The organism is Paenibacillus sp. J22P90 (genome assembly GCF_059692195.1).
The window spans coordinates 244,575-269,865 of record NZ_JCAUAY010000008.1; the positions used below are offsets into that span (position 1 = coordinate 244,575).

Here is a 25,291-nt window from a genome sequence, read left to right on the forward strand (position 1 = left end):
GGTTTCGTCGACTAACTCCAGCCACAAGGGCCCCTACTCGGCCGAGTTAGTCGGTTTCATCGACTAACTCCAGCCCTAGACCCGCTGCCCACAGAAAAAAAGACACCCCACCGGGTGTCTTTGCTATCTCTAACGCAAAATCGGCAGCTTCACATGGCTCGGATAAGCCTCCGAGTGATACAGCTTCTGCGTTACCACGATCGGCTGCGGATCCTCATACGGATTCAGGCCGGTATTCGTGTTCGGGAACGCGATCATTTTGCTGGACGAAGTCACCGTGAAGCGCAGTCGGTGCCCGACCGGGAAGGTATGTGCGATATTTTGAATAAATATCGTGTACTTCTCCACCTGCCCTGGCGTCAGCAGCTCCGGTGCATCCAAGCCGTTGCGATACTTCGCACGCACGATGTAGTTCGACAGCTTGATCGAGTTGCCCTTCGGATCCACATCGCTCAAGGTCACAACCCAATCCGTGTCGACGCCGCTGCTCGACGCGTACAGCTCACAAGACAGCTCGCCCGCCACGGTCACGGCCTCCGCCAACACCTCGCTCGTGTACACGAGGATGTCGCTGCGCAGCTCATGCCGCCGCATGTTCTCCGGCTCGCGCTCGCCGCTGTCCGCCACGGGCTCCTCCGGGTTGTACACGAACGTGTCCAACTCGCCAGCCCCGTGCGCGCCGCTTCCGAGCGTCAGCACGCCGTCCCCAAGGCTCGAGTTGGCATGCCCGCCGCTGCCCAAAAACCACTTCGTCGCCGTCGCCTCGCTCGGCGTCCAATCATCGGACACGCGCCACTCGTTCGTTCCGACCACATAATAACTCGCCCGAGGCTCCTGCTCGATGCCATTGGCGATGCCCTTCAAAAACCGATCAAACCAGCGCAGCACGTTCACATCGTAGTTATACACAACGGCATCGTTGCCGAAGCTGGTGTCTAGCAGATCACGTGCACGATTCGGGCCGTGTTCCCATGGGCCGAGCCAGATTTTGCGGTTCGGCACATCGTGCTTGGTAAGCATCCGCCACGTCTCCGAAACGCCCGCGCTATCGCCATCGTACCAGCCCGAGATGACGAACATCGGCACCCTCACATGCTCTCCGCGCTCGCTATACGTGCAATTTCGCCAAAAATCATCATAGTCCGGATGCTCGCTCCAGAGATCCCACGGGCCTGATGCCCGACCGATCATCTGCTGCGGAATCTCGCGAATCGGCCTCGCATCGACAGCTTTCTCGGGGCTAACCGTCCGCCCCCCGAAAATATCAAAATCCGTCCGCGTCCCCACCGACTGCGCCAACGTCCAGCACAGCAAAGGCCACGAACACACCGTGCCGCCCTTTCGCACCGTATCTACGAACGGCGAACCGACGTTCACTTCGTTCACGACGGCCTTCAAGTTCGGGTGCCCGCTAGTCGAAGCAGCGGTCACTACATAGCCCAAGTACGACGCGCCCCACATCCCAACATTGCCGTCGGACCAGTCCTGCGCAACGATCCAATCGATCGTATCCGAGCTATCATCACGCTCATAGAAGAACGGCACAAGCTCCCCTTCGGAATCCGCGCGCCCGCGAACGTCCTGATTGACGACGGCATAGCCTTTGTTCGCCCACCGCATGAAAAACGTCTTCCGCATATTGCGGTCATAGCACGTGCGGATCAGAATCGTTGGCAGCTTCGTTCCTGGCGCCACGCCTTCTGGCAAGTACACATCCGTCGCCAAGCGAACGCCATCGCGCATCGGGATCAAGTCCGTTCCGAGGTCATTCACCCCATACCGCGCCTCTGAAAGAAGCGCATCCGCATACTCCACCAGCGGTGTCACAGCCTCATATCCATCGACGGCCAGCACTTCCATGCCATAGCGGTTCGGTGCCACGAATGCCACCACGCAGCCATCAACAGTCACGATATCGAGCGCGGTCTCCTTACGTAGAGCCCAGACTTGCGACGTCACCATTTTACCCGCCACTTCACCCGTGTACTGGATATGCTTCTCATAGCGCTCGCCATTCCCCAGCACGACCGCTTCACCCTGCCACTCCGCACCTGCATAGTGGGACTGATTACTCTTAATTTTGTGCAAAGGAATGATAAAGCCCGCTTGCTCTGAAAGCACATTTTCCTGCATCTGCGTCCGCCGACGTGAATCCACCTTGGCATGCATAATCGCACTCTCCGTAAAGCGAATCGTCCCCTCATACACGCCAGCCGCATACAGCTTATAGCTACTCGTCCATCGCTCTCTCGTCATCTCCGCCATCTCCTATCCGCACACCGCTTCAAATACGCGCAGCCAGTTTCCACCCATCATTTTACGAACATCCTCATCGGAGTAACCTCTTGCCACCAAACCACGGGTAAAATTAATAAAATAGCTATATTTTTCAAGCCCCTTCACCGTTTCCGTCGAGGGTCCATCCCCTTTAGCAAACCCAATGCGAGGCGCAATATGCTCTTTAAAATAGACCAAGGACCAGGCCACATCGCTCATCGGCCAGTCCGTGCCAATTCCGACATGGTCGACGCCGACCAGTCGAACGAGATAATCCATATGATCGAGCACATGCTCAATCGTCGTATCATTCGGGTCCCCGTGGACAAACCACGGCATCGCAAACACGCCAATGACGCCGCCAGTCGCAGCGATTGCCTTAAACTCCTCATCGCTTTTACAACGCTTATGGTTATAAATCGTCTCAACACCCGTGTGCGAAGCAATCACTGGCGCTGTGGAAAGCCGACACGCATCCAGCGTCGTTTGTTTCCCACAATGGCTCGTATCGACGATGATGCCTAGCTCATTCATTTTAGCTATGAAACGCGTACCGAACTTGCTCACGCCGCCGTTCGCCTCCTCCATACAGCCGGAAGCAATATAATTCTGATTGTTATACGTCAGCTGCAGCACTCTCAGTCCAAAATTGTACATCGCCTCGAGCAGCTCGAGATTTTTGCCAAGACCATCGGTCTCCTGTGCCGTTACGATCCCCGCCTTCAAGCCATTTGCCTTCGCTGCGCGAATCTGCTCAGCTGTCACAGCTTTCACAAGCCAATCGTTCGCATCAAATTGACGCTGTATATCCCCCATGCTGATGAGAATCTTGTCCACACTGGATACATCCAACTGACGATTACCTGCCGTGATACCCGAACGGTACCACTCATCCTTAAACTCGGAGATCTCTCCGCGAGCCGCCATGTCGTGAATGATTTTGCTCGGCATGGCGCTGTATGTCCATGAATCCTCTTTAAAAGGCTCACACGCCTCCCGAATGCTCTCGGAAATATCCTCTGGAATCGCCTTAGGGGACAGCGGTCCCTGGAACAAAAGATCAATAATAATCGAGCTCTCATGCAGCTCGCGTGCGCGTTCCTCTTGCTCTGGTGTAAGATTGAATGGATATAGTCCTTCTGTCGAATTCATCGATGCTCACTCCTAGAAGTCAATGTGGGTTCCTTTGTGCGTGCGAATCGCTTCTTTATAGATGTAATGCGCTGCTGCGAGATCCTCGCAGGCCAGTCCTAATGATTTGAACAGCGTGATGGCGTCGTCAGAGCGTCTTCCCTCTTTCAAGCCTACCAACAGCTCACCAATTTCAGCTAAAATGTGGCCCTCCCCAATCGCTCCCTCCTGCAGAGGGATCAGGTAATCACCCGCTTCGTTCACAGCGGACTCTGTGCGGTCCACGAACAGCTCGGCTCGGCGCACCAGCTCAGTATCGAGCTCGCGATCTTTCGCTCGGCAGGCTCCGACGGCGTTTACATGCGCGCCTGCCTTGATCCACGCGCCCTGCACGATCGGCGTCGTCGACGCCGTCACTGTGCAGATAATATCCGCATCCGCCACGGCCTCCTGTGCGGAGGATGCACTAAAGACGAGGACAGCCGGATACCGCCTTGCTGTCTCAGCTCTCAATCTTTCGGCATGGGCCGGATTCGGCCCCCATACCTTGATCTTCGTGATCGGGCGCACGAGCAGCATCGCCTCGATATGCGTACGAGCCTGCTCGCCGGTGCCGATTACCGCAAGTGTTGCGGCATCGGGCTTCGCGAGCAGCTTCGTTGCTACTGCACTGACCGCCGCCGTTCGGATGGCGGTGATTTTGGTGCCATCGACAATTGCTTCCAATTGACCGTTGGTCGAATTGAACAGTGAAACAAAGCCTTGATGCGAAGGGAAGCCTTGGCCATGATTTCCGGGAAATACCGTAATCACTTTGGCGCCAACTTTCTCATCCCGCTTCAAGTAAGTGGGCATCAGCCCCATCACGTTGCCGCCATGCAGCGGAACAACGGATCTTAATGCTTGAACGGCTTGTCCATTCGTCAAATCAGCGAGCACAGCCTCCATAATTTCGATACAGGCTGGCATGGCAAGCAGATCCAACACTTCAGTTGACTTGATGACTAGTATAGGAAATCACCTGCTTCTATGTAGTTTTTTACATTATAGCAAAGTAGGCAGGCACGAGGCGAGGAAAGGGATTAGCCTGCAACCAAATCCCTCGCCCGCTGGATGGCTTCTTCATAAGAGGCCCCCCGCCCATTTTGCCAATCATCGGGATGTTCGGCTTTCAGTCTAGCCCAGGTTTGCCCCGCAATGGGGTTCATCACATCATTCACCCCACCGCCAATCGTGGCGGAAAGCTCCTCATAAGCTCCGCCAAGCCAAGCAGCAAGCTTATTTTCATGATTCGCATGCGCTACGAGAGAAACACCGCCCAGTCCACTCAAGGTACACAGTTTATCCCCTAAGCCGCTGGTGATTTGCATGCTCTCCCGATAATAGCGCTTAGCCTCATTCACTTGATTTTCCGTCAACGCCATCGTGCCTAATATGCGAAATAACGCTGCTTCCTCATGTGAATTTCCTAGTTCCCGGCTCAGCTGTAAGCCTTGTTCGATAATGCTTCGTGCACCGGAGTAATCCGACTGGTTCATCAGCGTAATGGCTTTGAACCTTAACAAGGATGACATATCCCAGCTAGCGTTTAATTCTTTAAGTATCACATACGCTTCATCAAAAAGCGCCACAGCCTGCTCATAGTGTCCCATCACATTACAGCCCAGAGCTATATAGTACAGCGCCTTCGCCCTCAGCGACGGATCACCGAGCTTATTCGCTATTCCTAGAGCCTCCTGGATGTATTGAAATGCCCGCTGCTGATCCAGGTGGTAGGACATATTCACAGCAACTAAGAGTGCATGCACTCTCGTATGAGGAAAATCCACTGAAGCCGGATTCTCCAACCAGATTTGCAGCCTGTCATGACCCTCACGGGATAAACCAAGCATCGACCAGAAGCTTGCTGATGCCGAGATCAAACGCCCAGCTGTCTCCAGCATAGTCGGATTCGTTAACGCTGCAGCCTGCTGACTCCAATCCATAGCTACGCGTAAATGAACCATCTCACGCGCCCATTCCTTGATCGTCGATCCTTGCATATGCGGAGAATGCAAACCTGCAGCACTTTGTTCCAGATACGCCAAATAATACTGGCAAAGTAACCCCATAAGTGCGTCCTGCTCACCTGCTTCGACTAGCTTTTCCTGCCCATACTGCCGAATCGTGCTTAGCAGCCGATATCTTGTCTCCTGCTCATGCGCTTCCGCCACCACGAGAGACTTATCTACAAGCTGGCCAATCACATCGATGACCTCATAATCTTCAATGCCATCTCCGCAACATATCGACTCTGCCGCTGCTAACGGAAAGCTTCCTGCGAAGGCAGACAACCTGCGCAGAAGCAGTTGTTCAGCATCATTTAATAACTGATAGCTCCAATCCATGAGGGCTCGCAGCGTTTGTTGGCGCGGGAGTCTTGTCCGATCTCCTCCGCTCAATAAGCGGAAGCTTTCCCCCAAGCGCTGGGCAATTTGTTCCACGGTCAGGGACTTCACCCTAGCTGCTGCTAACTCTAACGCAAGCGGGATCCCATCCACCCTTTGACAGATGTCCACAATCGCAGCGGCATTCTGAGTCGTTGGCAAAAAGCTTGCCTGTACCGCTCGAGCACGCTCAACGAAAAGCCGAACGGCTTCATAATGAAGAATGTGCTCCACGGATGGATGTTCTTCAGGACCGGGTACAGATAAAGAAGGAATGCGCCATAGCGTTTCCCCTGTAATATTTAATGGCTCCCTGCTCGTCACGATCATATGAATATGCGGGCATGTTTGGAGCAGCATCGCAGCCAGCTGCGCACTTGCATCGATGAGGTGCTCACAGTTATCCAACACGATTAGCAGCTGTTTTGACTGAAGATACTCGCATAACGCTTCCTTCAAAGATTGCTGGTTTCGTTCCTTAATCCCGAAAATGGCAGCTACCGTTTGGTAAACCAAACCTGCCTCTTGAAGAGGAGCTAATTCGACCAACCATACGCCATCGGGATACGACGCCATAGATTCATTCGCCAATTGCAGGGCTAACCGTGTTTTTCCTGCACCACCTGGTCCTAACAGCGATAGCAAGCGCGTGTGTGGCAGACGCTCGTGAAGTTCGCTCAATTCAGTTTCGCGTCCTATGAACGGAGTCGCTTGCACGGGCAATTGATTCATCGGTGCTTGCAAGGATCGCAGGGGCGGGAATTCACTTTTTAAACTCGGGTGTGACAGTTGGAATACCTGCTCTGGCGTGGCAATATCCTTCAAACGGTGCGCACCCAAATCGATTAATTGGAACTCCGCCGGCAAACGCCCGCTCGCTAATTCAGCCGTAGCTGCGGATACAACAACCTGACCGCCATGCGCAATTGAACGTAATCGAGCGCAACGATTGACGGTTATGCCGTAATAATCACCATCACGCAGCTCAGCCTCACCTGAATGCAGAGCCATTCGTACGCAAATGGGCTGCGAAATCGGCCATACGGTCTCCGCCAGCTTCGCTTGCACAGCTGCTGCGGCAAGAATCGCTTCAGAGGCCACCGTGAAGATAACAAAAAAGCTGTCCCCCTCGCCTCTATGCTTCACGACGATACCACCATGCGCTGTAATGATACTTGATAATATGTCATCATGCTGACGTAAAGCTTCATGCATCTCTACAGGCTGCGCTTCCCACATTTTCGTGCTTCCCTCAATATCCGTAAAGAGTAAAGTAACAATCCCGCTTGGTAAAGAAGACATATCCCTTCGCACTCTCCCAGCTTCCCTCTGTACACTGCTTATTTCTCTATGTCGTCTAACTAAATCTGACTATTTATTATCACTAGATTATATCAGAATCGCCCCTGTTTCGACATTGAATATCCTATTTTCGACACTTGCTCTGGGGAATAGAAAAAGGGCGCCATTAGGCACCCATTAACTAAATTTTTAGCTCGCACTAACCTTACGATACTTGAGAAAGCTGCCAACCCGCCACACGCAAATGTACAAATACGCCATAACCATCGTTAATACAGCAAATTCCGAAGGATCCAAGCCTTTAAAATACTGGGACAAAATCAAACGGACCGCAATGACGGCCACGATTACATATTTGAAATTCGGGTTAGGCTTCGCATACACCAATCCGTCTTCTCGTTTTTCATACCCTGTATGGTATAGCATAATACTTCCAAGCGCTACGCCGAGCACACCAGCACAGAGCAGCTCCCAGAGAGCCGGAATATGAAAAGGTTGATCTGGGATATGAGTCAGCGAGTTGATGCTAAGCCCGAATACGATGAGAAGTGCAAAGACCGGAATGAGCATGCCTCTTCCTTTATTCCGAATTGGCTTAGCTCTTCCTCGCGTTCGTAACCAAATAACTAAAATAATAACAACAGCACCGATTCCATAACCGATGAGTGTTTCAGCGTTCATACCAAAGTGCCCCTTTCGATGACGAGTAGTACAAAAATTATACGGTCCTTCACAACATTTTACCTCCGTCTTGAGATGGAAAATAAAAAGCACCCCGCGGGGTGCCTGTTGTAGTCGTTGTATGTAGCTTATCCAGACTAGGATTGAAACATTTGCTTCACAAGCTCTTTGTTGCGAGTCTTAAACGCTTGATTATGCGAAGAGACCATCCCGAACTTCTCTGCTGTAGGCTGGATGTACATTTTCGCCTTATTCACGGCATTCGCCGCGTCTTGGAACGCTCCAGCGATCAGATGTACTTTGCCTGGATGATGAAGAATATCACCGGCCGCATATAGCCCTGGCACCGAAGATTCACTGTTGGCATTCCCCGCGATATAGTAATTCTCAGCTCGTTCGATTTCAATTTCACTGTTCTCCAGCAAGGTGGTGTCGCGATCATACCCATGGTTGATAATGACTTCATCCACATGATATGCGCTTACTTCGCCCGTTTCATGGTTCGTTAGCTCAACACGCTCGATGGAGGCATCCTCACCCGAAGCAAAAAGCTTCGTAATCGACGTGTTCAAGTAGCACGCTACGGAGCTGTTTTGAAGCTGCTTCACTTGGGCCTCGTGCCCTGTCAGCTGCTCTTTGCGATAGCTTAGGATGACTTGCTTCGCAAATGGCTCCAATTCGTTGGCCCAGTCCACGGCAGAGTTACCGCCACCGGAGATGACAACGGTTTTGTTCTTGAAGCGTTCGATCGACTTCACCGTATAGTTCAAATTCGAAACTTCGTAGCGCTCTGCGCCTTCGATCTCCAGCTTTTTCGGGTTAAGAATGCCGGAGCCGACAGCGACGATCACTGTTTTGGAGTAGTGCAGTTGGCCGGAAGTCGTGCGCAGCACGAAGATATCATCTTCGTTTTTAGCGATAGCTTCCACCTTCTCATTCAACACAACCTCTGGGCTGAACGTAAGCCCCTGCTGGACAAGCTGATTGATCAGCTTCGCTCCGGGAGTCGGCGTGACGCCGCCTACGTCCCAGATCATTTTTTCGGGATATACATGTATTTTGCCGCCTAAATGCGGTTGGAATTCAATAATTTTGGTCTTCATTTCACGTAATCCACTATAGAAAGCCGAGTACAGCCCTGCTGGTCCCCCGCCAATAACCGTTACATCAAACACTTCATTCTGTTCCATGCAGAATTCACTCCTAACTTACTCATTGATATTGAGAATCATTATTAATGAATGATACTGCGTTTTGACGTTTTAATCAACTGAAAAAATGCTGAACGCGCACGATCGCCCAATAAAAAAGGACCTCCAACCATGAATATGGCGGGGGTCCTCTCTTGAGTCCAGCTGTGAAGGCTGCAAAAGTGCAAAAAGGCAATCTTTTCTAGCATCTGCGTCGCTCGATCAAAAATAAGTGCAAATAGGCAACTGTTTCCGCCAGCACGCCTCTTCAGCGTACCTTTTCAGTCCAAAAGGTTGTACTTTCGCACTTATTTCCCTCTGTTTCGCTGTTTCCTGCGAAAATAAGTGCCTTATTGCATCTTTGCACTACACAGGGATCCGCACACGAAACGTGCTGCCCACACCCAGCTGGCTCTCCGCGTAAATGCTCCCTTGTGCTGCGTCCACGAGGTTTTTTGCGATGGCGAGTCCGAGCCCATGGCCGCCTACCTGACGTGTTCTTGCCTTGTCCTGCCGGTAGAACCGGTCAAATATACGCGGAAGTGCCTCCTGCGCGATTCCCATACCGTTATCCCTCACGTCCAGTGTGAGATAACGGACGCCTTTTTCCAGCTTGTCGGCGAGCGTGACGTGTACATCTCCACCATCCAGCGTATATTTGATCGCATTATCGAGGAGGATCACCAACAACTGTGTCAATTTGCCTCGATCCCACTCCACCGTCAAATCCTCAGCAACTTGCAGCTGCAGCGCCATACCCTTGGCCTGCGCTGCAGGCAGCAGCTTCGCCACAACACTTTCGGCTGCATCTTTCACCAAAAATACAGAACGCTCCAACACGAACTCGTCAGCATCCGAACGCGCCAATTGCAGCAGCTCGCTGGTTAGCCTCGTGATGGCGTTCACCTCATCTCTCATCCCCCGCAGCACGTTATTCGTGAAGGGGTTCCCGTCACTCTCCGCTTCGAGCTGCAGCGCCTCGATTGAGGTAAGCATCACACTCAGCGGAGTGCGCAGCTCATGCGAAGCATCTGCAACGAACTCGCGTTGTCGTTCATACGCTTTGGCAATCGGAATGATCGCTCGACGCGACATCCGGTGGCTGAACCACAGCGCGAGCACAAAGAAGAGCAGCGCCATCCCTAGCATCAGGATCAGCAATAAGCGAAAAAGCTGATGCTGAAAGGTGACCTCTTTCCCTACATACAAAGTGCCAAGCAATTGCCCCTTCTTCTTGAGCTCTCGATTGGTCACCAAGAAACGAGCATCTTTCCCAACCTGCGGCCGGCCTTGGACATCTGCAGAGGGTTGGTCGAACGTCTGTAAGGTCGTTTGCTCGACACGTTCCCCTTTGAATTGCCCCTTGGCGATCAGAGCCATCATCTGCTCGCGCAATTCCGGCTGCGTCTCGTCACCTAATTGCACATTGCCCGTATCGGAAATAAGGTAATAGAACGATTGATCCACACTAATTGAAAAGGCCTCTTCCACCGACTTCGGCGGAAGGCGTTTCGGATTGGTGTCGCCATCCACCCATTTTTGCAAAACCTGAAGCTCACTATTCGTCAGCTCTGTTAAATGGGAGCGCTGATCGTTCCAGATGAACACATACAGCAAGGCATACACAATCACGACAAATAACCCGAGAAAGAGCATCAGCACGCCGCTATATTGCAGGGTAAGCTTATTGCGAGTCTGGTCAAATAGGTTCCCTTTAGACGTGTCACGCTTCAATTTTATACCCGACACCTCTCACGCTCTGAATGAGCTCCCGCGCATCGGAAGACTCCAGCTTCTTACGAATTAACTTAATGATCGCATCGATTGATTTTAAATTGACGTCCTCATCTAAGCCCCATATTTTATCTAAAATAACCTCGCGTGTTAGCGTCATTCCCTTGTTCTGCAGCAACAGGTCCAAAATCTGAAACTCGCGTGGCGACAATTGTATTTCTTGGCCGCCTTGCCGAACGATTTGATTGGTCCTTTGCAGCTCCAGTCCTCCCATACGCACAACGTCATCCTGCAAAGGAACAAAGCTTCTGCGCATCAATGCCCGCAAACGTGCCAGCAGCTCGTCCATTTCAAAAGGCTTCACCAAATAATCGTCCACTCCCGCATCGAGCCCTTCGACACGATCCTGTAAGGCGTCTTTGGCCGTCAGCATGAGAATGGCTCCTCGGTACCCCGCCTGGCGCAGCCTCGCACAGGTTTCACGTCCATCCCCATCGGGCATCATCCAATCCAGCAAGATGACGTCGTAGCTAGAGGCTACGGCATAGTCGTAGGCATCGTTCCCCGTTTGGACCCAATCGACGCTGCAGCCGGTCTTTTTTTTCAACATATACGCTGTTAGCTCGCCTAATTTCACGTCATCTTCCGCTAGTAGTAGCTTCACGTAAGCGCCACCCTTCTCTCATTCACACTATTACTAGTAAGTATAATCTATCACCTTCAGGCTTTCACCGTAATTTCACCAAGTGGGGCTAAGATAAGTCTCAAGGAACACCAAATCTAAGAAAACGAAGGGCAGATCCCCATGAAAACAACATCTAAAATGATCCTAGCAAGCGCATTATCCATCGTACTAGCAGGAAGCGGCGTTATCGCTTTAAGCATCAGCAGCAAAGCATTTGCAGCACCAGAAACCGAGCAAACCACAACCACAGCACCAGGTCAAAATAAACCCGGCAAGCCGAAACCGAGACAGGGCGAAGCCGGTAAGCCAGGCGGTCCTCGCGCAAATGGCGGACAAGCCGCTCCTTCCAACCATGACGGCATTGATTGTCCTGATCAAGCAGCAGCAACGCCACCTTCTGGGGGAGCAGCTTCCTCAGTGGGTGAAGCAGGCAGCGCAATTACGAATCCATCTACTTACTCGGTTGTGATTTCGGGTGGACTCGACACAGATCCTAGGGACAAGGGCCGACCTGTCGTGCTCATCGCTGCGGCTCTCGGCGTGCCTACGGAGGTGTTCAGAGAAGCCTTTAGCGGGGTGACACCTTCCGGGTTAGACAGCTCACCGAGCCAAGAACTAGCGCAACGAAACAAAGCCGCTTTAATGAAGGTGCTGGGACCATATGGCATCACCAACGAACGCTTGGATGAAGTGTCTAATTTCTACCGCTACAATGGCAATAAAACTGCAACTTGGCAAAAAACATCCGCAACTGCAACAGCCATCGTGACCGATGGTGTGGTGACAGGTGTGACGATTAATAACCCAGGAGCTGGCTATTCCTCTACGCCTACAGTGACGATCACAGGACCTACTGGCACATTGAAAGCCAAAGCTGTGGTGAGCTATACGCAAGATTTTAAAACGAACGGAAGCATTACCTCGATTACCCTCGAGTAAGAAAGAAGGAGCAAGTCACAGTTATTCTGCGGCTTGCTCCTTTTGCATTAAAAATTCCCAACACCTCATTACCTTGTTTCCAAATGAAGATTGGTAGTATGATAGGGGGATACTTAAATTAACCAGAGGTAAATTAAACAATGAAGATTAGAGATTGGGATATTAATTTAAAAATCCGCCTCGGTGGAGAAACCGCTTTTAACGTTATTTTTTGGGCATTCTTTCCTTTCTTATCGATTTATTTCGCCAATTCGTTCGGCAAGGGATGGACGGGGATTCTTCTGGTTTTGTCGCAGGCGCTTTCGGTTTGCGGCAATTTATTAGGCGGCTATTGCGCGGATCGCTTCGGTCGGAAACGGATGATGGTGCTCGCCGCTTTGGGACAAGCGCTTGGCTACGGCATCTTCGCAATCGCCGCTTCGCCATGGCTTGCCATGCCTGTGCTCAGCTTCATCGGCTTCAGCTTTGCTAGCTTTTGCGGCTCCTTGTACTGGCCTGCCAGTCAAGCGATGGTTGCGGATGTCGTGGACGACGAGCATCGCTCCAGTGTCTTTGCCATTTTCTATACAGCTGCGAATATGGCTGTCGTGGTCGGACCGTTACTGGGCTCGCTCCTCTATGAGGACAATCCGTATCTCGTGCTGGCCGCGGCTTCTGTGATTTGCGTATTCCTTGCGCTGATGATGTCACGGCGCCTACACGAAACGCTGCCCAAACAGCTAGCTGAACGTCATCGCTCACAGGCGGGTACGCGTTGGTACCATGCGATTACTGCGCAGCTTCGCGACTACACCATCATTGCAACGGACCGCGTCTTCCTGTTGTTCGTTATCGCAGGCGTGCTGCTTTCTCAGACCTTCATGCAGCTGGATTTGCTTTTCCCCGTATTTTTGGAAGAAACGATGCCGCTTACGACCATCTTCTCCTACAATGACTGGAATCTTCAGGTCACCGGCAAGCAGCTGTTTGGCATGATCGTCTCCGAAAACGGCCTATTCGTAGCTCTCTTTACCGTCATCGTGACCAAATGGATGCTGGCTTACCGCGACAGGTATGTGTTCATCGGCGGCGCCCTTTTCTACGCGCTGGGCATGGTGATGTTCTGCCAGATGTCGACCTTCTGGGGATTAACCATCGCGATAGCAGTCTTCACGCTGGCCGAGCTTATGTCGGCAGGGCCGCAGCAAGCCTTCGTCTCCCGATTGGCGCCAGACCATATCCGCGGTCAATATTTCGCTGCTTCCAGCTTACGATACACGCTCGGACGTACGATAGCTCCGCTGTCTATCCCGATTAGCAGCTGGATCGGCTTTACGTGGACGTTCATCTTATTGGCGGCACTTGCCGTCCTCTCCGCTGCCATCTACAACATGATGTTTAATGCATATGATAAGCAAACTGCGGCGCAATAGGCACCGTTGAAAAAAAGCACCCGCGAGGGTGCTTTTTTTCAACTATCACTATTCACAAGCAATGCCATCATGATCCCCATCCAGCTTCGCGCTGTAGCCAGGCTCGCCTTTTTTAATGCTATAGGCGCCAGCCGCATTCGCCTCCTTGCAGGAGTTGTAAGTGACGGATGGTTTCGATGTACCCTTCGGTGTAGCCGTTGTGGATAACTTTGGTGATGCCGCAGCGTCCCCCTTCACCACACCTTCATGATACCCATCCTCTTGCGCATAATTTTCTACGCTCCAGATGTTCACCCCTTTTTGCTGGGCTTTCTTCTGAATCGCTCGAAATTGATCGACATATTTCACATTAGGCGGGTAAATATATGCCACGCGTGCGTAGCCGTTTTCGAGCAGCAGCTCGTTAAACATTTTATCTCCAATGTATAAGTAGCATAATAATCTGCCGTATTTGTCCCGCTCCGATACATCCAATTCCAGCTGGACGTCTTTACCTGTTAGCATCGTTTTGGCATAGTTGGACGCGTCCAAGGCAAAAGGCTGAACCGGCTTCTCAGGGTCTACGCTTTCCGGCGTGTCCACTAGGAGTAGACGGATTGTTTCTTCTTTGGCTTTGCCGCCTTCGGTGTAGGAGACTTTCATCGTATCGCCGTCGACAACGCGAACTACCTTAGCAGGGATGCGCTTGCCCTCCTGCACGTTGGATGCGGCGCGGCTATTCTCCACCTCGGCAGAATTACAAGCCGTCGCCAGCAGCAGCAGCAGGCTGATTCCAGCAGCCACGATCTGTCTTTTTGCTTTTATATGAAAGAGAGTGTTTAACATAATTGTCCTCCGCGTGATGACGGTTATTATCTGTCTATGTGAGTATAGCAGACTATGAATCCCCACGTACAATCACTTGGCCGTCAGGCTTTATAAAAACCAACCGATTCCGTCCCTTCGCTTTGCCCGCAGCTGCAAGCACACTTGAAGTAGGCTGCACAACAGGCGGCGGAGACCCACATGAGCAATCCTTGCTGCACTGGGTAATGGTGAGGTCCCCCTCCGGTACATTTACGTTAATGGAGCCTAGCAACGAATTGGCACTATTCAGAATATCAAGGCCAACAAAGGAAAACAGCACCGCGTCATCAGTTGCACCTGCTCTTTCTATTAAAGCAAGTGCATAAGGCCCTTGGAAGGTGATCCCTAGGAAATTAAAATAACCTGAACCACTTACTTCTAACACCGTGTCACCCTCCAGCGAGGTATAACATTTCGGAAGACTAACACTGCTAGACGTAAAGGCACCGTCCTCAACGGTAAAATAGATCAAGCTCCCATTCATCCGGCAATTCGGGCAAATTTGAATACGTAAAGTCAATTCTTCAGATTCCACGTAACTGTTGACCGTACCGCTGCAAGAACAGCATGTTTTCTTTTTTTTTGAACTATTGTCCACATTGACATGAATGACTGGTTTCACGGTCACTTCAATTTTGTTTTTTTTTACTTTCTTTTTATCCTCCACGTTCCCCACATCCATTCTAGTTGAATGATGAGCCTGAATAGACAGGACTCTTCTACGCTATTCTATGAGTAGCAACTAGAAATGGTATGGGGACATACATAGCGATCATCGACCTATTTACCCTGCTTATATGCGGCCCATGAGGCGTAAGCCGAGCAAAAGCAAGATCACGCGAAAAAAGCACCCCCCTTGGGTGCTTTTTCTATATTACTTAAAGAATAACATCATATTTCACATAGATTTGGTGGCGAATGCTATCTCGTAAGGCATCCAGAACATGCATTCTATCTGATTCGATGTACATATAATCAAAATTCTGTATATTGTTCAGCGCTTCTAAACGTCGTTTTGCCATCCATATTTCCTCGACTTGTCTTCTCGTCTTCACTTTTTGTCGGCTTGCCATCGTAATCACAACACATCTCTCCTCATCTATTCTCGTCATTGGTTATTGCTGTTGAGAATAGAATACGTTGGAGATGTGTCAGACAGATGTCAGGATGTTACTTTTACTAACGTCAAAGTGAAAGTTGAGCCCCGTTCGCTGCTCTCACGTAAGAATAACTGACCTTTCTGTGCTTGAGCCAACATCAAGCTATAAGGTAGGCCTAAGCCGAGACCCCGCACTTTATGCTTCTTTACACTTCCCCGGTAAAAACGCTCAAAAATATACGGCTGCTCCTCCTGCGGAATGCCCTTTCCCTCATCGCTCACATCAATGCCAACTTGTGTGTCGCTGTAATCGTAAAGAGAAAGCCGTAACACACCTCGACTAGCGCCTGCGTGCAAGCTGTTGTTCAACAAATTAATGAGGATTTGCTGGATTCTCCCGGCATCCCCCTCCACTTGTATATGCTTCCTCACGCTCTGCACCTGTATGTCCAGCTTCTGATGCTCCTCCTGCGCCGTTCGCCATTGATACACAACTTCCCGAATGAACGCGTTCAGCTCAATCTGCCCGTTAATGATTCGCAGTGCCCCTGTAGCGAAGCCGTTAAAATCAAGCAGATCTTCCACCATGTGATGCATCCGCTGCGCTTCTTTCAAGGAAAGCTGAATGAACTCCTCGCTTTCTGCTCCGTCGACGACTTTATCCTGAATCGCCTGCAGGAGCCCGCTAATCGACGCGACAGGCGTCTTCAACTCATGCGTGACGCCAGCTAGCAGCAAGGTGCGCAGCGATTCCAGCTGCTTCAATCGGCTCGACATCTCTTGAAACGTTGCGATTAATTGCGCAACCTCCTGCTCTTTGCTGTTGCTTTTAAACGTCACATCATAGTTACCTTGCATCAATTGCTCTGCTGCATCTGCGACTTCCTTAATCGGTTTAACAAGACGGCGAGTTAACATATAAATAACGAACCAGCCAAGCAAAGCACCACCAGTTAAGAGCATATAGAGCGTGCCGTAGTCGACCTTTACCTCTGTGACCTCTTCCGAGTGAATGCTCATATAGATCGCACCCACAATCGTATCATTGTAGGTGATCGGCGCGGAAAACATATAAATATCCATGCCAGCTTCATCTTTTTTCGTCTTATAGCTGGAGCTTGCCGGCAGTAGACCGTCTAGCATTTCTTCCGGCGGCCCCAATCGACTAGGCGGTCCATCCCCTGCTTGGGGAGGAGGTCCCCTTCGTGGATCGCCATCGGGTGGTGGACCACCTGGCGGACCGCCTTCTTGCGGAGGCGGAAACACAATGCGCTGATCGGCTGATTTGATATGTAATTTGATCGGGTTTTTGAACTCCAAATCCTTCTGATGATTCCTGAGCAGGGCTGCGATATCGTTTGTGTCAATGATTTCGCCCTTGTCGCTGACGACCTGTTCCGCCATACGTTCCGTAATATGCTGTATCGTCTCGATCCGATGTTGTTTCGTCGTGTACTCCACCCACTGAACAGCCAGCAGTCCGACCACGATAATCCCCACGAGTAATGAGATAAAATAGGTGCGCGACCACATCTGCAGCAGCGATAGTCGTTTTTTACTTGTCATTGACATAAAATTGGTACCCCAATCGATGCATCGTTCTAATCTCGCCTTCGTTTACCGACCAGTTCTCGAGCGCTTTTCGCACTCTTTTGACTACCAGATCTACGGCTCTGTCGCTTCCGTCATAATCGATGCCCCATACGGTATCGAGCAGATGCTCACGTGTAAACACTTGATTCGGGTTCTCGGCCAGCAGCATGAGCACAGACAAATCCCTCGGTGTCAGCAGCACCTTCGCCCCGTTCAAGTACACTTCATGCGACTGAAAGTCGATCTTCAGTGAGCCGTAGTAGCGCACGTTTTTTCTTTCCAGCACATTCGAAAAACGCCGCAACACCGCATTCACACGCGCAACCACCTCCGCTGCCACAAAAGGCTTGGTGATATAATCGTCCGCGCCTAAATTCAAGCCTGTGAGCTTATGCTCCGTTTCGGACAACGCTGTCAGCATGATCACCGGGCATACGCTTTTTTCGCGGATATAGCTCAGAATCTCCCAGCCATCCATCCCTGGCAAATGAATATCCAGCAGCACGAGATGCGGCTGCACCCTATCGAATACGTCGACGGCCTCCGCCCCATCATGGACTGTGACGACTTCGTAATGCTCCTTTTGCAAATAAGCTGCTATAACGCGGGCAATCGCTATCTCGTCTTCAATGACTAACACTTTTTTCAACATATTCTCTCCTCATCGGCCAACAGTCCAGTTGCACCACTTATTCCACACAGATTAGGCGTATTCCTCGTATTCTGGCGATTCGTGTCGTATCTCTTGTGCTCAGTGTACAGGGGGAAGATGTCGGGGAGATGTCAGGGGGGTGGGGATATTTCACGCTGCCTCGCTGAGTTACTCGAAATATTCGAGCAACTCGGTCCTTTTTCACTCTGCCCCACTTGAGTTACTCGAAATATTCGAGCAACTCGGTCCTTTTTCACTCTGTCCCACTTGAGTTACTCGAAATATTCGAGTAACTCAGTCCTTTTTCACTCTGCCCCACTTGAGTTACTCGAAATATTCGAGTAACTCGATCCTTTTTCACGCTAGCTTGCTTGTGTTACGCCGCCAACGCGAAATAGTCGCATCCATGTGCCTTCCGTTCAGATCCCCTCATCAAAAAAAGCACCCCACAGGGTGCTATTTCCATTTCACTTCTTCTCTTCACGGCCGCCCCCCGCGATAAGACAGCGCCAGATCCAGCACATGCGCCGCTTCATCATAAGAGCCAATGTCATCTTTCTGATTGCCATCGAAGTCAGCGACAACACCGCGCCTGCCTAGGCCTTGCGCCCAAGGACCAAATTCATTATCCAGCGGCTGGAAGCGATTCTCGCCTTCGTTCTGGAATACCCGCCAAATGCCAGTCTCCGCGGTATAGGCAATTAGATCGCTTCGCCCATCACCATTGGTATCGCCTACTAGCAGCTGGTCGTTATCTCCAAAGGAAACACCCTTTGTCGCTTCCAGCTTCCCAAACATACCGTCCCCTTGGTGATTCAAAACGGCTACTTGCTTCTCCTTGCGGGAGACACAAAGGATATCATCCGCTGCTGGATCCTTGAATTTGGCTGTAAAAAACTCGGTATCCAGCGGGAGCGATAAATCCAATTCTGTATAGTCCAACTGCTGATTGCGTAAGTGGGCTAGCACCAGACCTTTCTCTCCTCTAGCCATTAAGCCGGTGCCTGCGGTAGTACGCAACGTTCGCACGGAACTCAGGCCTACAGGTAACGAGCCGATGGACTTCACCGGCAAAAACTGCTTCTTATCCGCTAATGCTACGCGTACATTTCCCGTTTCTGCGTTATAGGCGAGTAGATCTTGCTTACCATCGCCGTTCGCATCGACGAGCAGAAGGCTCTCTTCCGCAGTAAACGCTTCTCGTAACCAAACCTGCGAAGCTTCCTGCTGTCTATTCCTCGGCGCAGCATAATCCCCCGGAATCACAACAACGCGATGCATTTGTCGCAGAACCACATCCGCATGACCTCGACCTGTGACGTCGCCTAACATCACATTAGGCAGCTTCGTTCCCGGAGGCAGCGTAATACGGTGCGCAGGGGTGAATGGGACGACATCGTGCAAGGACATCCAGCGATAGTCTAATTTCTTGAAGCCCGTAATCAACTTATGGAGATAGGAATCCGTGTCCTCATCTTTATATTGATAGACAGGAATACCGTCTCTCTCTTCTGGTTTGCCATCCTTATCAACGACAGGCTCGAGGTGCGCAAACTCCAAGAAAGGATGAAAATAAAAGGAAGCTAGCTGATCATCCGATTTAGCCTTTTGCAACATCTGATCCACTGAATTCGCATCGCTGATGTAGCGATATGGCGCAGGAATATAGACAGAACCTAAACTGTCTTGGCCGAATGTATTGACCGTATCATAGTTATTGATATCGTTGCTGGCATTTTTGGCATAGAGATCTGGTTGATACATAAGACCGACGAAAGAGCGGAACACGCCCTGTTGCTCACGCGTATCTTTGTAGTGCGGAGACTCCCAAAAGGCAGGATGCAAATCAGCCCTAGCAAAAGCCGCTAAGCTCTCTTTGATCCGCTCCGCCGCATAGGAGATTTCCTGCGTTTCTGGAGCGCCTTTAATATTAAATTCAGAACCTGTTCCTGAATTATGCTCACCATCCGTACGATACGTCTCTCCATACTGATGACGATATCCATGCATACCCAATACACCGCCATGCTGCTCAGCCTGCTGGAGAAGCGTAATAAATGCGCTTACAATTTCGTCCGGATTCGGATCGTCAATTCCTTTTTCCTTCCAAACACCGTCCGCCTGCAGACTCATCCTTCTTGGAATCACAGCGACATGAAAAGGCACATGCTCAGACTCCACGTACTCCATAACGGCTCGTAATTTCCCAAGACCCTCTAGCGTATTGTAATCACCGCCAAGCCCGACATCTTCCAGACGGATCATTGCATGACGTTTCTCCCGATTTGGAGATAGATTCGACTCTGTATTCGTAGGGATATATGCGGTCAACGCAATAGTTGCGATAACGCCACCAACGATGCCTATTCCGATTTGCTGCCACAATTTACGTTTCACGCTAGACTGCTCCCCCATTTATGTAAAACGCAGATTATATGTTTTCTTTCGACATTTTCTCCTAAATTATATATGAATCTATGACTTCTTACTATAAGAGTTTGAACTTAGGTTAAAAAGGAAAATCACTAGGCACAGCTTGAATGAAATCGCTTCCATATATTGGCCTGGTCGATTTTTAAGACTAGTTCCCCTTGCTTGTTTCATTTTGTAGGAGTTGGGTAAGAATACAAGTATATAATCTCTTTACTTCCAGATAATACTGCATTGACATACGCAGCGTATCATGAAGATATCTTATTGTGACGGAGGCATCCGACCATGACAGCAAAAATCGGTTTCGTATTTTTCTGTATATTGTCCCTATCGGTTCTAGGTGTTGCTGCAAAAGAAAATCACCCAGAGAAGGTTTCGGAGAAAGGTACAGACAATCACATCGTGCGTCCTTACTCACCAGCCTTCTATGACTCCACGGAACAATTCGAGTATGAATTTGAATGGCAAAATGGAAAGATTATCGCGAATCCTTAAAACAACTTACTTATATTGAAAAAGCACCCGCAAGGGTGCTTTTGTTTTTTCCTCCTAACCATTCCCCTTAATCAACCCGTACTTCTTCCCCCAATCTCCCATACTTTCAAGGATCGGTATAAAGCTCCTGCCTGCATCCGTTAGCGAGTATTCCACTTTAGGCGGGACTTCTTGATACACTTTGCGATGGACCATCTGGTCCTTCTCTAACTCTCGTAGTTGAGCGGTTAATATGCCTTTCGATACGCCAGGTACTAGTCGTTGAAGCTCGCCAAATCTTCTTGTTTCCCTTAAATGCCAAAGAATGATGATTTTCCATTTGCCTGCTATGACATTTTGAGTTGCCGTGACAGGGCAGACTTCGATTTGTTCTTCTGGAATTTCTCCCTGAAATGTTGTTCGGGACATGAGCAATCCCTCTCTTTCTACATGGTTCTATTTTTGTGACTATGTTATAAAATAATGACTACTTACATATTTTTAGCTACTATCATAATATATGACTATAAGCAATTATCCAACATCTTTTTATAAATAGGAGGACATTGATCATGTCTAAAATTGTAGTTACAGCAGCAACTGGTGAGCTCGGCAAATTGGTGGTTCAGCATTTACTGACCAAAGTTCCTGCAAGCGAGATTGCCGTTAGTGTTCGAAACATCGAGAAGGCCGCTGAATTGGCCGCGTTAGGTATTGAAGTGCGATACGGGAATTTCGATGATCCCGCTTCGATGGAACAAGCTTTTGCAGGCGCCTCCAAGCTCCTGCTGATTTCTTCCCCTCAAGATGAGCCGATCAGCCGTGTTCGCAAACATGTTAGTGCGATTGAAGCCGCCAAAAAAGCCCGTGTCGGGCATATCGTGTACACAAGCTTTGCTTTTGCGGATGTAGATGCTTTTGCCCCTCTAGCTAATGTGCATCTAGCGACCGAATTTGCGTTGAAGACGTCAGAAATTCCAACAACGATCCTGCGGAATACGTGGTATCAGGAGCTATACATTCACTCAGGCTTGCAAGCTACTATTGATAAAGGCCTTATCATAAACTCGGCAGGAACAGGAAAAATTAATACAGCGACACGCGATGATTTAGCTTTGGCTACTGCAACGGTTCTTGCTGAAGATGGACATGAGAACCAAGTTTACGAGCTTGCTTCGTCCCAATCTTGGGGTTATGAAGAACTGGCAGACAGCCTATCTCAAATATCCGGTAAAAAAGTAGCTTACCAATCCGTCTCCGACTCTGTCTCCTATGAGGGCATGCTTCAAGCTGGGCTTCACGAAGGACTTGTTCAGTTCTTAGTGGCCATCGACAGCAAAATGGCTGCCGGAACCGAAGGACGCACGTCCAATGACTTGGAGAAACTCATTGGCAAGAAACCGACTTCCATTCATGAAAGTATTGCGCTATTATTCAATAAATAATCGTCTTTTACTCCCAACGAAGAGGTGAACCTTATGCAAGTCGAAATATGGTCGGACTTCGCTTGTCCGTTCTGTTACATTGGCAAACGCCGCTTTGAGCAAGCGCTAGCGGACTTTGCACACCGCGATCACGTTGAAGTGATCTATCGCAGCTTCGAGCTAGACCGTCATGCGCCCAAAAGCGTCCCGCACGACGTCTACGACATGCTCTCTTCCAGATACGGCATGAGCCGTCAGGAAGCGATCGCCATGAATGAGAAAATGCGCCAGCAGGCTGTTAGTGAAGGGATCAACTTTGACTTCGACGGCCTCGTGCTGACGAACACGTTCGATGCTCATCGACTACGACTATTTGCCGAGAAACAGAATAAAGGCGCAGCGATATCCGAGCTTCTGTTCCGCGCATATTTCAGTGAGGCCAAGAATGTTAGCGACCACAGCATTCTAGCAGACATCGCAGAAGCCGTAGGGCTAGATCGCGAAGAAGCTTTGTCCGTGCTTGCTAGCGATCAGTTCGCTCAAGAGGTTCGCGCCGAAGAAGAGAAAGGCAGCCGCCTCGGTATCCGCGGCGTTCCGTATTATGTCATAGGTGGCAAGCATGCCTTGTCCGGGGCCCAGCCAAGTGGCGTTTATTTGAACGCCATGCAGCAGCTATGGGATGCCGAGCAACCGCCACAGGCTGCTGCATCTGCCAGCGATGAGGCTTGCTTGGACGGCACGTGTGATGTGCCAAACAAACCCTAAGCATCGGCGGCGTTAGCGCCTACAGCAAAAGAAGCACCCGCGAGGGTGCTTCTTTCTTTATGTGTAAAACATTGAAACATACTGTTTCAATTTTATGGTAAAATAGTTGTATTCGCCAAGTTTCTTCAAAATAACCAAAATTCCAAACCGTCCACAGAGGTTCAAAATGGGTCTACTCTTAGATATGAAAACCATACTGCTGACACTTGTCATCGGGCATCTATTTACCGCTGTGTTTATTATTGCCTATTGGCGTCAACATAAAAATGAAAGTACAATCCGATATTTCTTCATTGCAAAATGTGCGCAAGCTGCAGCGTGGCTTATATTGATTTTACGTGGCGGCAACTCGGATACACTTACCATATCCCTTGTGAACTCCTTACTTTTTATCGGGTATACCTTTGAAATCCTTTCCTTATTACAAATTCAGAATGCCCTAACCAGGCGGAAGATTAGTTTGTATATCGGTTTAACCCTACTCAATATTGCCGGATATCATGTCATTCTTCTTTTTTTCAACGAAGAGAAATACAGAATTGCCATTGTTTCCATCGGTGTGGCTGTGGGAATTCTACATCCAGCTTTCAGACTCATTCAACAACGAACCTCCTCTACGTTGACCCGTGTCATTGGCTATTTTTATATGCTCATTTTTGCCGTTATGCTTTTCAGGACTGTCAGTGCCCTATTCTTGAATTCATTAATAAGCTACTTTCAAGTCGACGGCAATCAGACCATGATGCTGCTGGCCCAATACTTCGTCATGATTGCAGGAAATACGGGATTCATTCTATTGATGAAAGAACAAACCGATCAGGCGCTGCTTCGACTCGCCAATTATGACGATTTGACAGGTACACTGAACCGCAGGACGTTCATAACACGTACTAATCAATTCATTGCCGCCTACGCGAAGAAAAAGAAACCGATTACACTGATGCTTTTTGACATTGATAATTTCAAAGCTATTAATGATTCATTCGGTCACGACGTCGGAGATCGGGTGCTCGTTGATCTCACGACAAGGCTGAAGGCACAGTTGGGCGATGATGATCTATTCGCTAGGTATGGCGGGGACGAATTTGCCATTATCCTTCCTGACATGGATGAAGCGGAATCCTCACGCTGCTCTGAACGCATTCGACAAGCAGCGGAGCGATCACTCGTACCCGGATTAACGCTCCCCTATACGATCAGTTTAGGCGTTCTTACGATCATTCCTGATGAAGAAACTCATCTCGAAGAGCTGTACTCGACGTGTGACAAAGCGCTCTATCGCGCCAAAAGAAACGGTCGAAACAGTGTGTTTCGGGGGGCTCTGGACAGACACGTTGCTCCTAAGTAGAATTTGGTGTTACAACAAGGCTGTCGCTATTAAGCGGCGGCCTTTGTTGTTTGTGACAAACTATCAAACACTTTAATTTTTCCTAAATGGGACGACAATTTTCCTGATACTTTTCAACCGATTCTTGTTAATTTATTGCTAAGCACAAATTAACCCTGACAGAGAGTAGGTAGGTAAGATGATTTCTCTCCATGATAAACCCATGTATCTCGCACGATTTGCAAAGTTAATCCAAATGGACGAACATCGACTATTTCGTATATGTAAAGGGATCGAGGACAATGGATACACCCTGAACCGGAATGAACACGGACATATCGATCTGTCGGAGAAAGATATTACGGTCGTGTTGAGCTTTTGCTGGTAACAAAAGCGGGATAGCAAATAGACCTCCTTGGCTCATTGAGCTCAAGTGAGGTCTATTTGCGCTTCTATGTACCGGCTTATTTACTCGCGTTTTTCTGCGTGAGGGAGATTTGGCCAGCATGAATACCCGTGTGATACATCAATCTTCCGATGGCTTCAAGCGGCGTAGACGCCCCAATGCGGGACTCCACACTCTGTTGCCACGCATCCTCTGGCAGCTCCCTCATCGCTTCAATAAGGTGTGCATTCGATTCTGTCAGCAGATCAACCAATTCTTGCAAATTCGTGAAAGACGGCTTATCTGCGTCCGATTTACGATTCTCAGGTATGCTTTTCCCGAAGAACCATTCCGCAAACATAAACTCAACTTCCGCGTTATGATACAGCAAAGCGCCAATCGTGGAAGTCCCAACCTGCAGGCTCAAATCCTGCTCAGGCAACGCCTTTACCGTCTTGTGAAACCGCGTTTGAATCGCTTCCCAGATCGGCAGTACTGTCGAAAAAGTCATACGAA

Annotated in this window: 22 protein-coding genes; 6 read left to right on the forward strand and 16 right to left on the reverse strand. The window is 49.8% G+C overall.

What is annotated here, in order from left to right; all coding sequences use genetic code 11:
- Positions 1–129: 129 nt before the first annotated feature.
- The 8 genes from AC58UX_RS24910 to AC58UX_RS24945 all read right to left on the reverse strand — a co-directional run bounded on the left by AC58UX_RS24910 (position 130) and on the right by AC58UX_RS24945 (position 11,405).
- On the reverse strand, positions 130–2,256 hold the full coding sequence (locus AC58UX_RS24910) for a CocE/NonD family hydrolase (RefSeq protein ID WP_497257738.1): 2,127 nt from the start codon (positions 2,254–2,256) through the stop codon (positions 130–132).
- Between the two features lie 12 nt (positions 2,257–2,268).
- The gene (locus AC58UX_RS24915; protein ID WP_497257740.1) at positions 2,269–3,429 is read right to left on the reverse strand and encodes a dipeptidase; all 1,161 of its coding nucleotides are present in this window, start codon (positions 3,427–3,429) and stop codon (positions 2,269–2,271) included.
- A 12-nt stretch (positions 3,430–3,441) separates the two neighbouring features.
- Positions 3,442–4,395: an ornithine cyclodeaminase family protein gene (locus tag AC58UX_RS24920; protein WP_497257742.1), complete on the reverse strand. Its 954-nt coding sequence runs from the start codon at positions 4,393–4,395 to the stop codon at positions 3,442–3,444.
- Positions 4,396–4,490: 95 nt separating this feature from the next.
- Positions 4,491–7,136: an adenylate/guanylate cyclase domain-containing protein gene (locus AC58UX_RS24925; protein ID WP_497257744.1), complete on the reverse strand. Its 2,646-nt coding sequence runs from the start codon at positions 7,134–7,136 to the stop codon at positions 4,491–4,493.
- A 189-nt stretch (positions 7,137–7,325) separates the two neighbouring features.
- Entirely contained in the window at positions 7,326–7,817 is a 492-nt protein-coding gene (locus AC58UX_RS24930) for a CcdC protein domain-containing protein (protein WP_497257746.1), read from the reverse strand.
- 137 nt (positions 7,818–7,954) lie between these two features.
- The gene (locus AC58UX_RS24935) at positions 7,955–9,007 is read right to left on the reverse strand and encodes an NAD(P)/FAD-dependent oxidoreductase (protein WP_497257748.1); all 1,053 of its coding nucleotides are present in this window, start codon (positions 9,005–9,007) and stop codon (positions 7,955–7,957) included.
- Positions 9,008–9,373: 366 nt separating this feature from the next.
- Entirely contained in the window at positions 9,374–10,741 is a 1,368-nt protein-coding gene (locus AC58UX_RS24940; protein WP_497257750.1) for a sensor histidine kinase, read from the reverse strand.
- Positions 10,731–11,405, reverse strand: coding sequence for a response regulator transcription factor (locus tag AC58UX_RS24945; RefSeq protein WP_497257752.1), 675 nt, complete (start codon positions 11,403–11,405; stop codon positions 10,731–10,733). Before AC58UX_RS24945 ends, AC58UX_RS24940 begins: the two co-directional genes overlap by 11 nt.
- Before the next feature lie 141 nt (positions 11,406–11,546).
- Between AC58UX_RS24945 and AC58UX_RS24950 the strand changes: the two genes are divergently transcribed.
- Both AC58UX_RS24950 and AC58UX_RS24955 read left to right on the forward strand, forming a co-directional pair.
- Positions 11,547–12,365, forward strand: coding sequence for a hypothetical protein (locus AC58UX_RS24950; protein WP_497257754.1), 819 nt, complete (start codon positions 11,547–11,549; stop codon positions 12,363–12,365).
- Between the two features lie 140 nt (positions 12,366–12,505).
- On the forward strand, positions 12,506–13,777 hold the full coding sequence (locus AC58UX_RS24955; RefSeq protein ID WP_497257756.1) for an MDR family MFS transporter: 1,272 nt from the start codon (positions 12,506–12,508) through the stop codon (positions 13,775–13,777).
- A 48-nt stretch (positions 13,778–13,825) separates the two neighbouring features.
- Here the strand turns inward: AC58UX_RS24955 and AC58UX_RS24960 are convergent, their stop codons facing one another.
- The 6 genes from AC58UX_RS24960 to AC58UX_RS24985 form a co-directional block, all read right to left on the reverse strand.
- Entirely contained in the window at positions 13,826–14,602 is a 777-nt protein-coding gene (locus tag AC58UX_RS24960; RefSeq protein ID WP_497257758.1) for a thermonuclease family protein, read from the reverse strand.
- 52 nt (positions 14,603–14,654) lie between these two features.
- Positions 14,655–15,290 (reverse strand): hypothetical protein, encoded by a 636-nt coding sequence (locus tag AC58UX_RS24965; protein WP_497257760.1) that lies wholly within the window; start codon positions 15,288–15,290, stop codon positions 14,655–14,657.
- A gap of 211 nt (positions 15,291–15,501) precedes the next feature.
- Complete coding sequence (locus tag AC58UX_RS24970; protein WP_497257762.1) at positions 15,502–15,705, reverse strand: hypothetical protein; 204 nt, start codon at positions 15,703–15,705, stop codon at positions 15,502–15,504.
- 80 nt (positions 15,706–15,785) lie between these two features.
- Positions 15,786–17,288 (reverse strand): HAMP domain-containing sensor histidine kinase, encoded by a 1,503-nt coding sequence (locus AC58UX_RS24975; protein ID WP_497257764.1) that lies wholly within the window; start codon positions 17,286–17,288, stop codon positions 15,786–15,788.
- Positions 17,278–17,964, reverse strand: a complete 687-nt coding sequence (locus tag AC58UX_RS24980; RefSeq protein WP_497257766.1) for a response regulator transcription factor — start codon at positions 17,962–17,964, stop codon at positions 17,278–17,280. Before AC58UX_RS24980 ends, AC58UX_RS24975 begins: the two co-directional genes overlap by 11 nt.
- A gap of 483 nt (positions 17,965–18,447) precedes the next feature.
- The gene (locus tag AC58UX_RS24985; protein WP_497257768.1) at positions 18,448–20,364 is read right to left on the reverse strand and encodes a DUF2334 domain-containing protein; all 1,917 of its coding nucleotides are present in this window, start codon (positions 20,362–20,364) and stop codon (positions 18,448–18,450) included.
- A 321-nt stretch (positions 20,365–20,685) separates the two neighbouring features.
- On the opposite strand from AC58UX_RS24985, the gene AC58UX_RS24990 reads away from it, so the two are divergent.
- Positions 20,686–20,895, forward strand: coding sequence for a hypothetical protein (locus AC58UX_RS24990; RefSeq protein WP_497257770.1), 210 nt, complete (start codon positions 20,686–20,688; stop codon positions 20,893–20,895).
- Between the two features lie 54 nt (positions 20,896–20,949).
- Here AC58UX_RS24990 and AC58UX_RS24995 read toward each other — a convergent pair whose 3' ends face one another.
- Positions 20,950–21,303 (reverse strand): winged helix-turn-helix transcriptional regulator, encoded by a 354-nt coding sequence (locus AC58UX_RS24995; RefSeq protein ID WP_497257772.1) that lies wholly within the window; start codon positions 21,301–21,303, stop codon positions 20,950–20,952.
- Positions 21,304–21,446: 143 nt separating this feature from the next.
- Here AC58UX_RS24995 and AC58UX_RS25000 point away from each other — a divergent pair, with 143 nt between their 5' ends.
- From AC58UX_RS25000 to AC58UX_RS25010, 3 genes are all read left to right on the forward strand, one after another.
- Complete coding sequence (locus AC58UX_RS25000) at positions 21,447–22,319, forward strand: SDR family oxidoreductase (protein ID WP_497257774.1); 873 nt, start codon at positions 21,447–21,449, stop codon at positions 22,317–22,319.
- A 33-nt stretch (positions 22,320–22,352) separates the two neighbouring features.
- On the forward strand, positions 22,353–23,063 hold the full coding sequence (locus tag AC58UX_RS25005) for a DsbA family oxidoreductase (protein ID WP_497257776.1): 711 nt from the start codon (positions 22,353–22,355) through the stop codon (positions 23,061–23,063).
- A gap of 184 nt (positions 23,064–23,247) precedes the next feature.
- On the forward strand, positions 23,248–24,411 hold the full coding sequence (locus tag AC58UX_RS25010) for a GGDEF domain-containing protein (RefSeq protein ID WP_497257778.1): 1,164 nt from the start codon (positions 23,248–23,250) through the stop codon (positions 24,409–24,411).
- Between the two features lie 443 nt (positions 24,412–24,854).
- Here the strand turns inward: AC58UX_RS25010 and AC58UX_RS25015 are convergent, their stop codons facing one another.
- Positions 24,855–25,286: a DinB family protein gene (locus AC58UX_RS25015; protein ID WP_497257780.1), complete on the reverse strand. Its 432-nt coding sequence runs from the start codon at positions 25,284–25,286 to the stop codon at positions 24,855–24,857.
- Positions 25,287–25,291 lie beyond the last annotated feature (5 nt).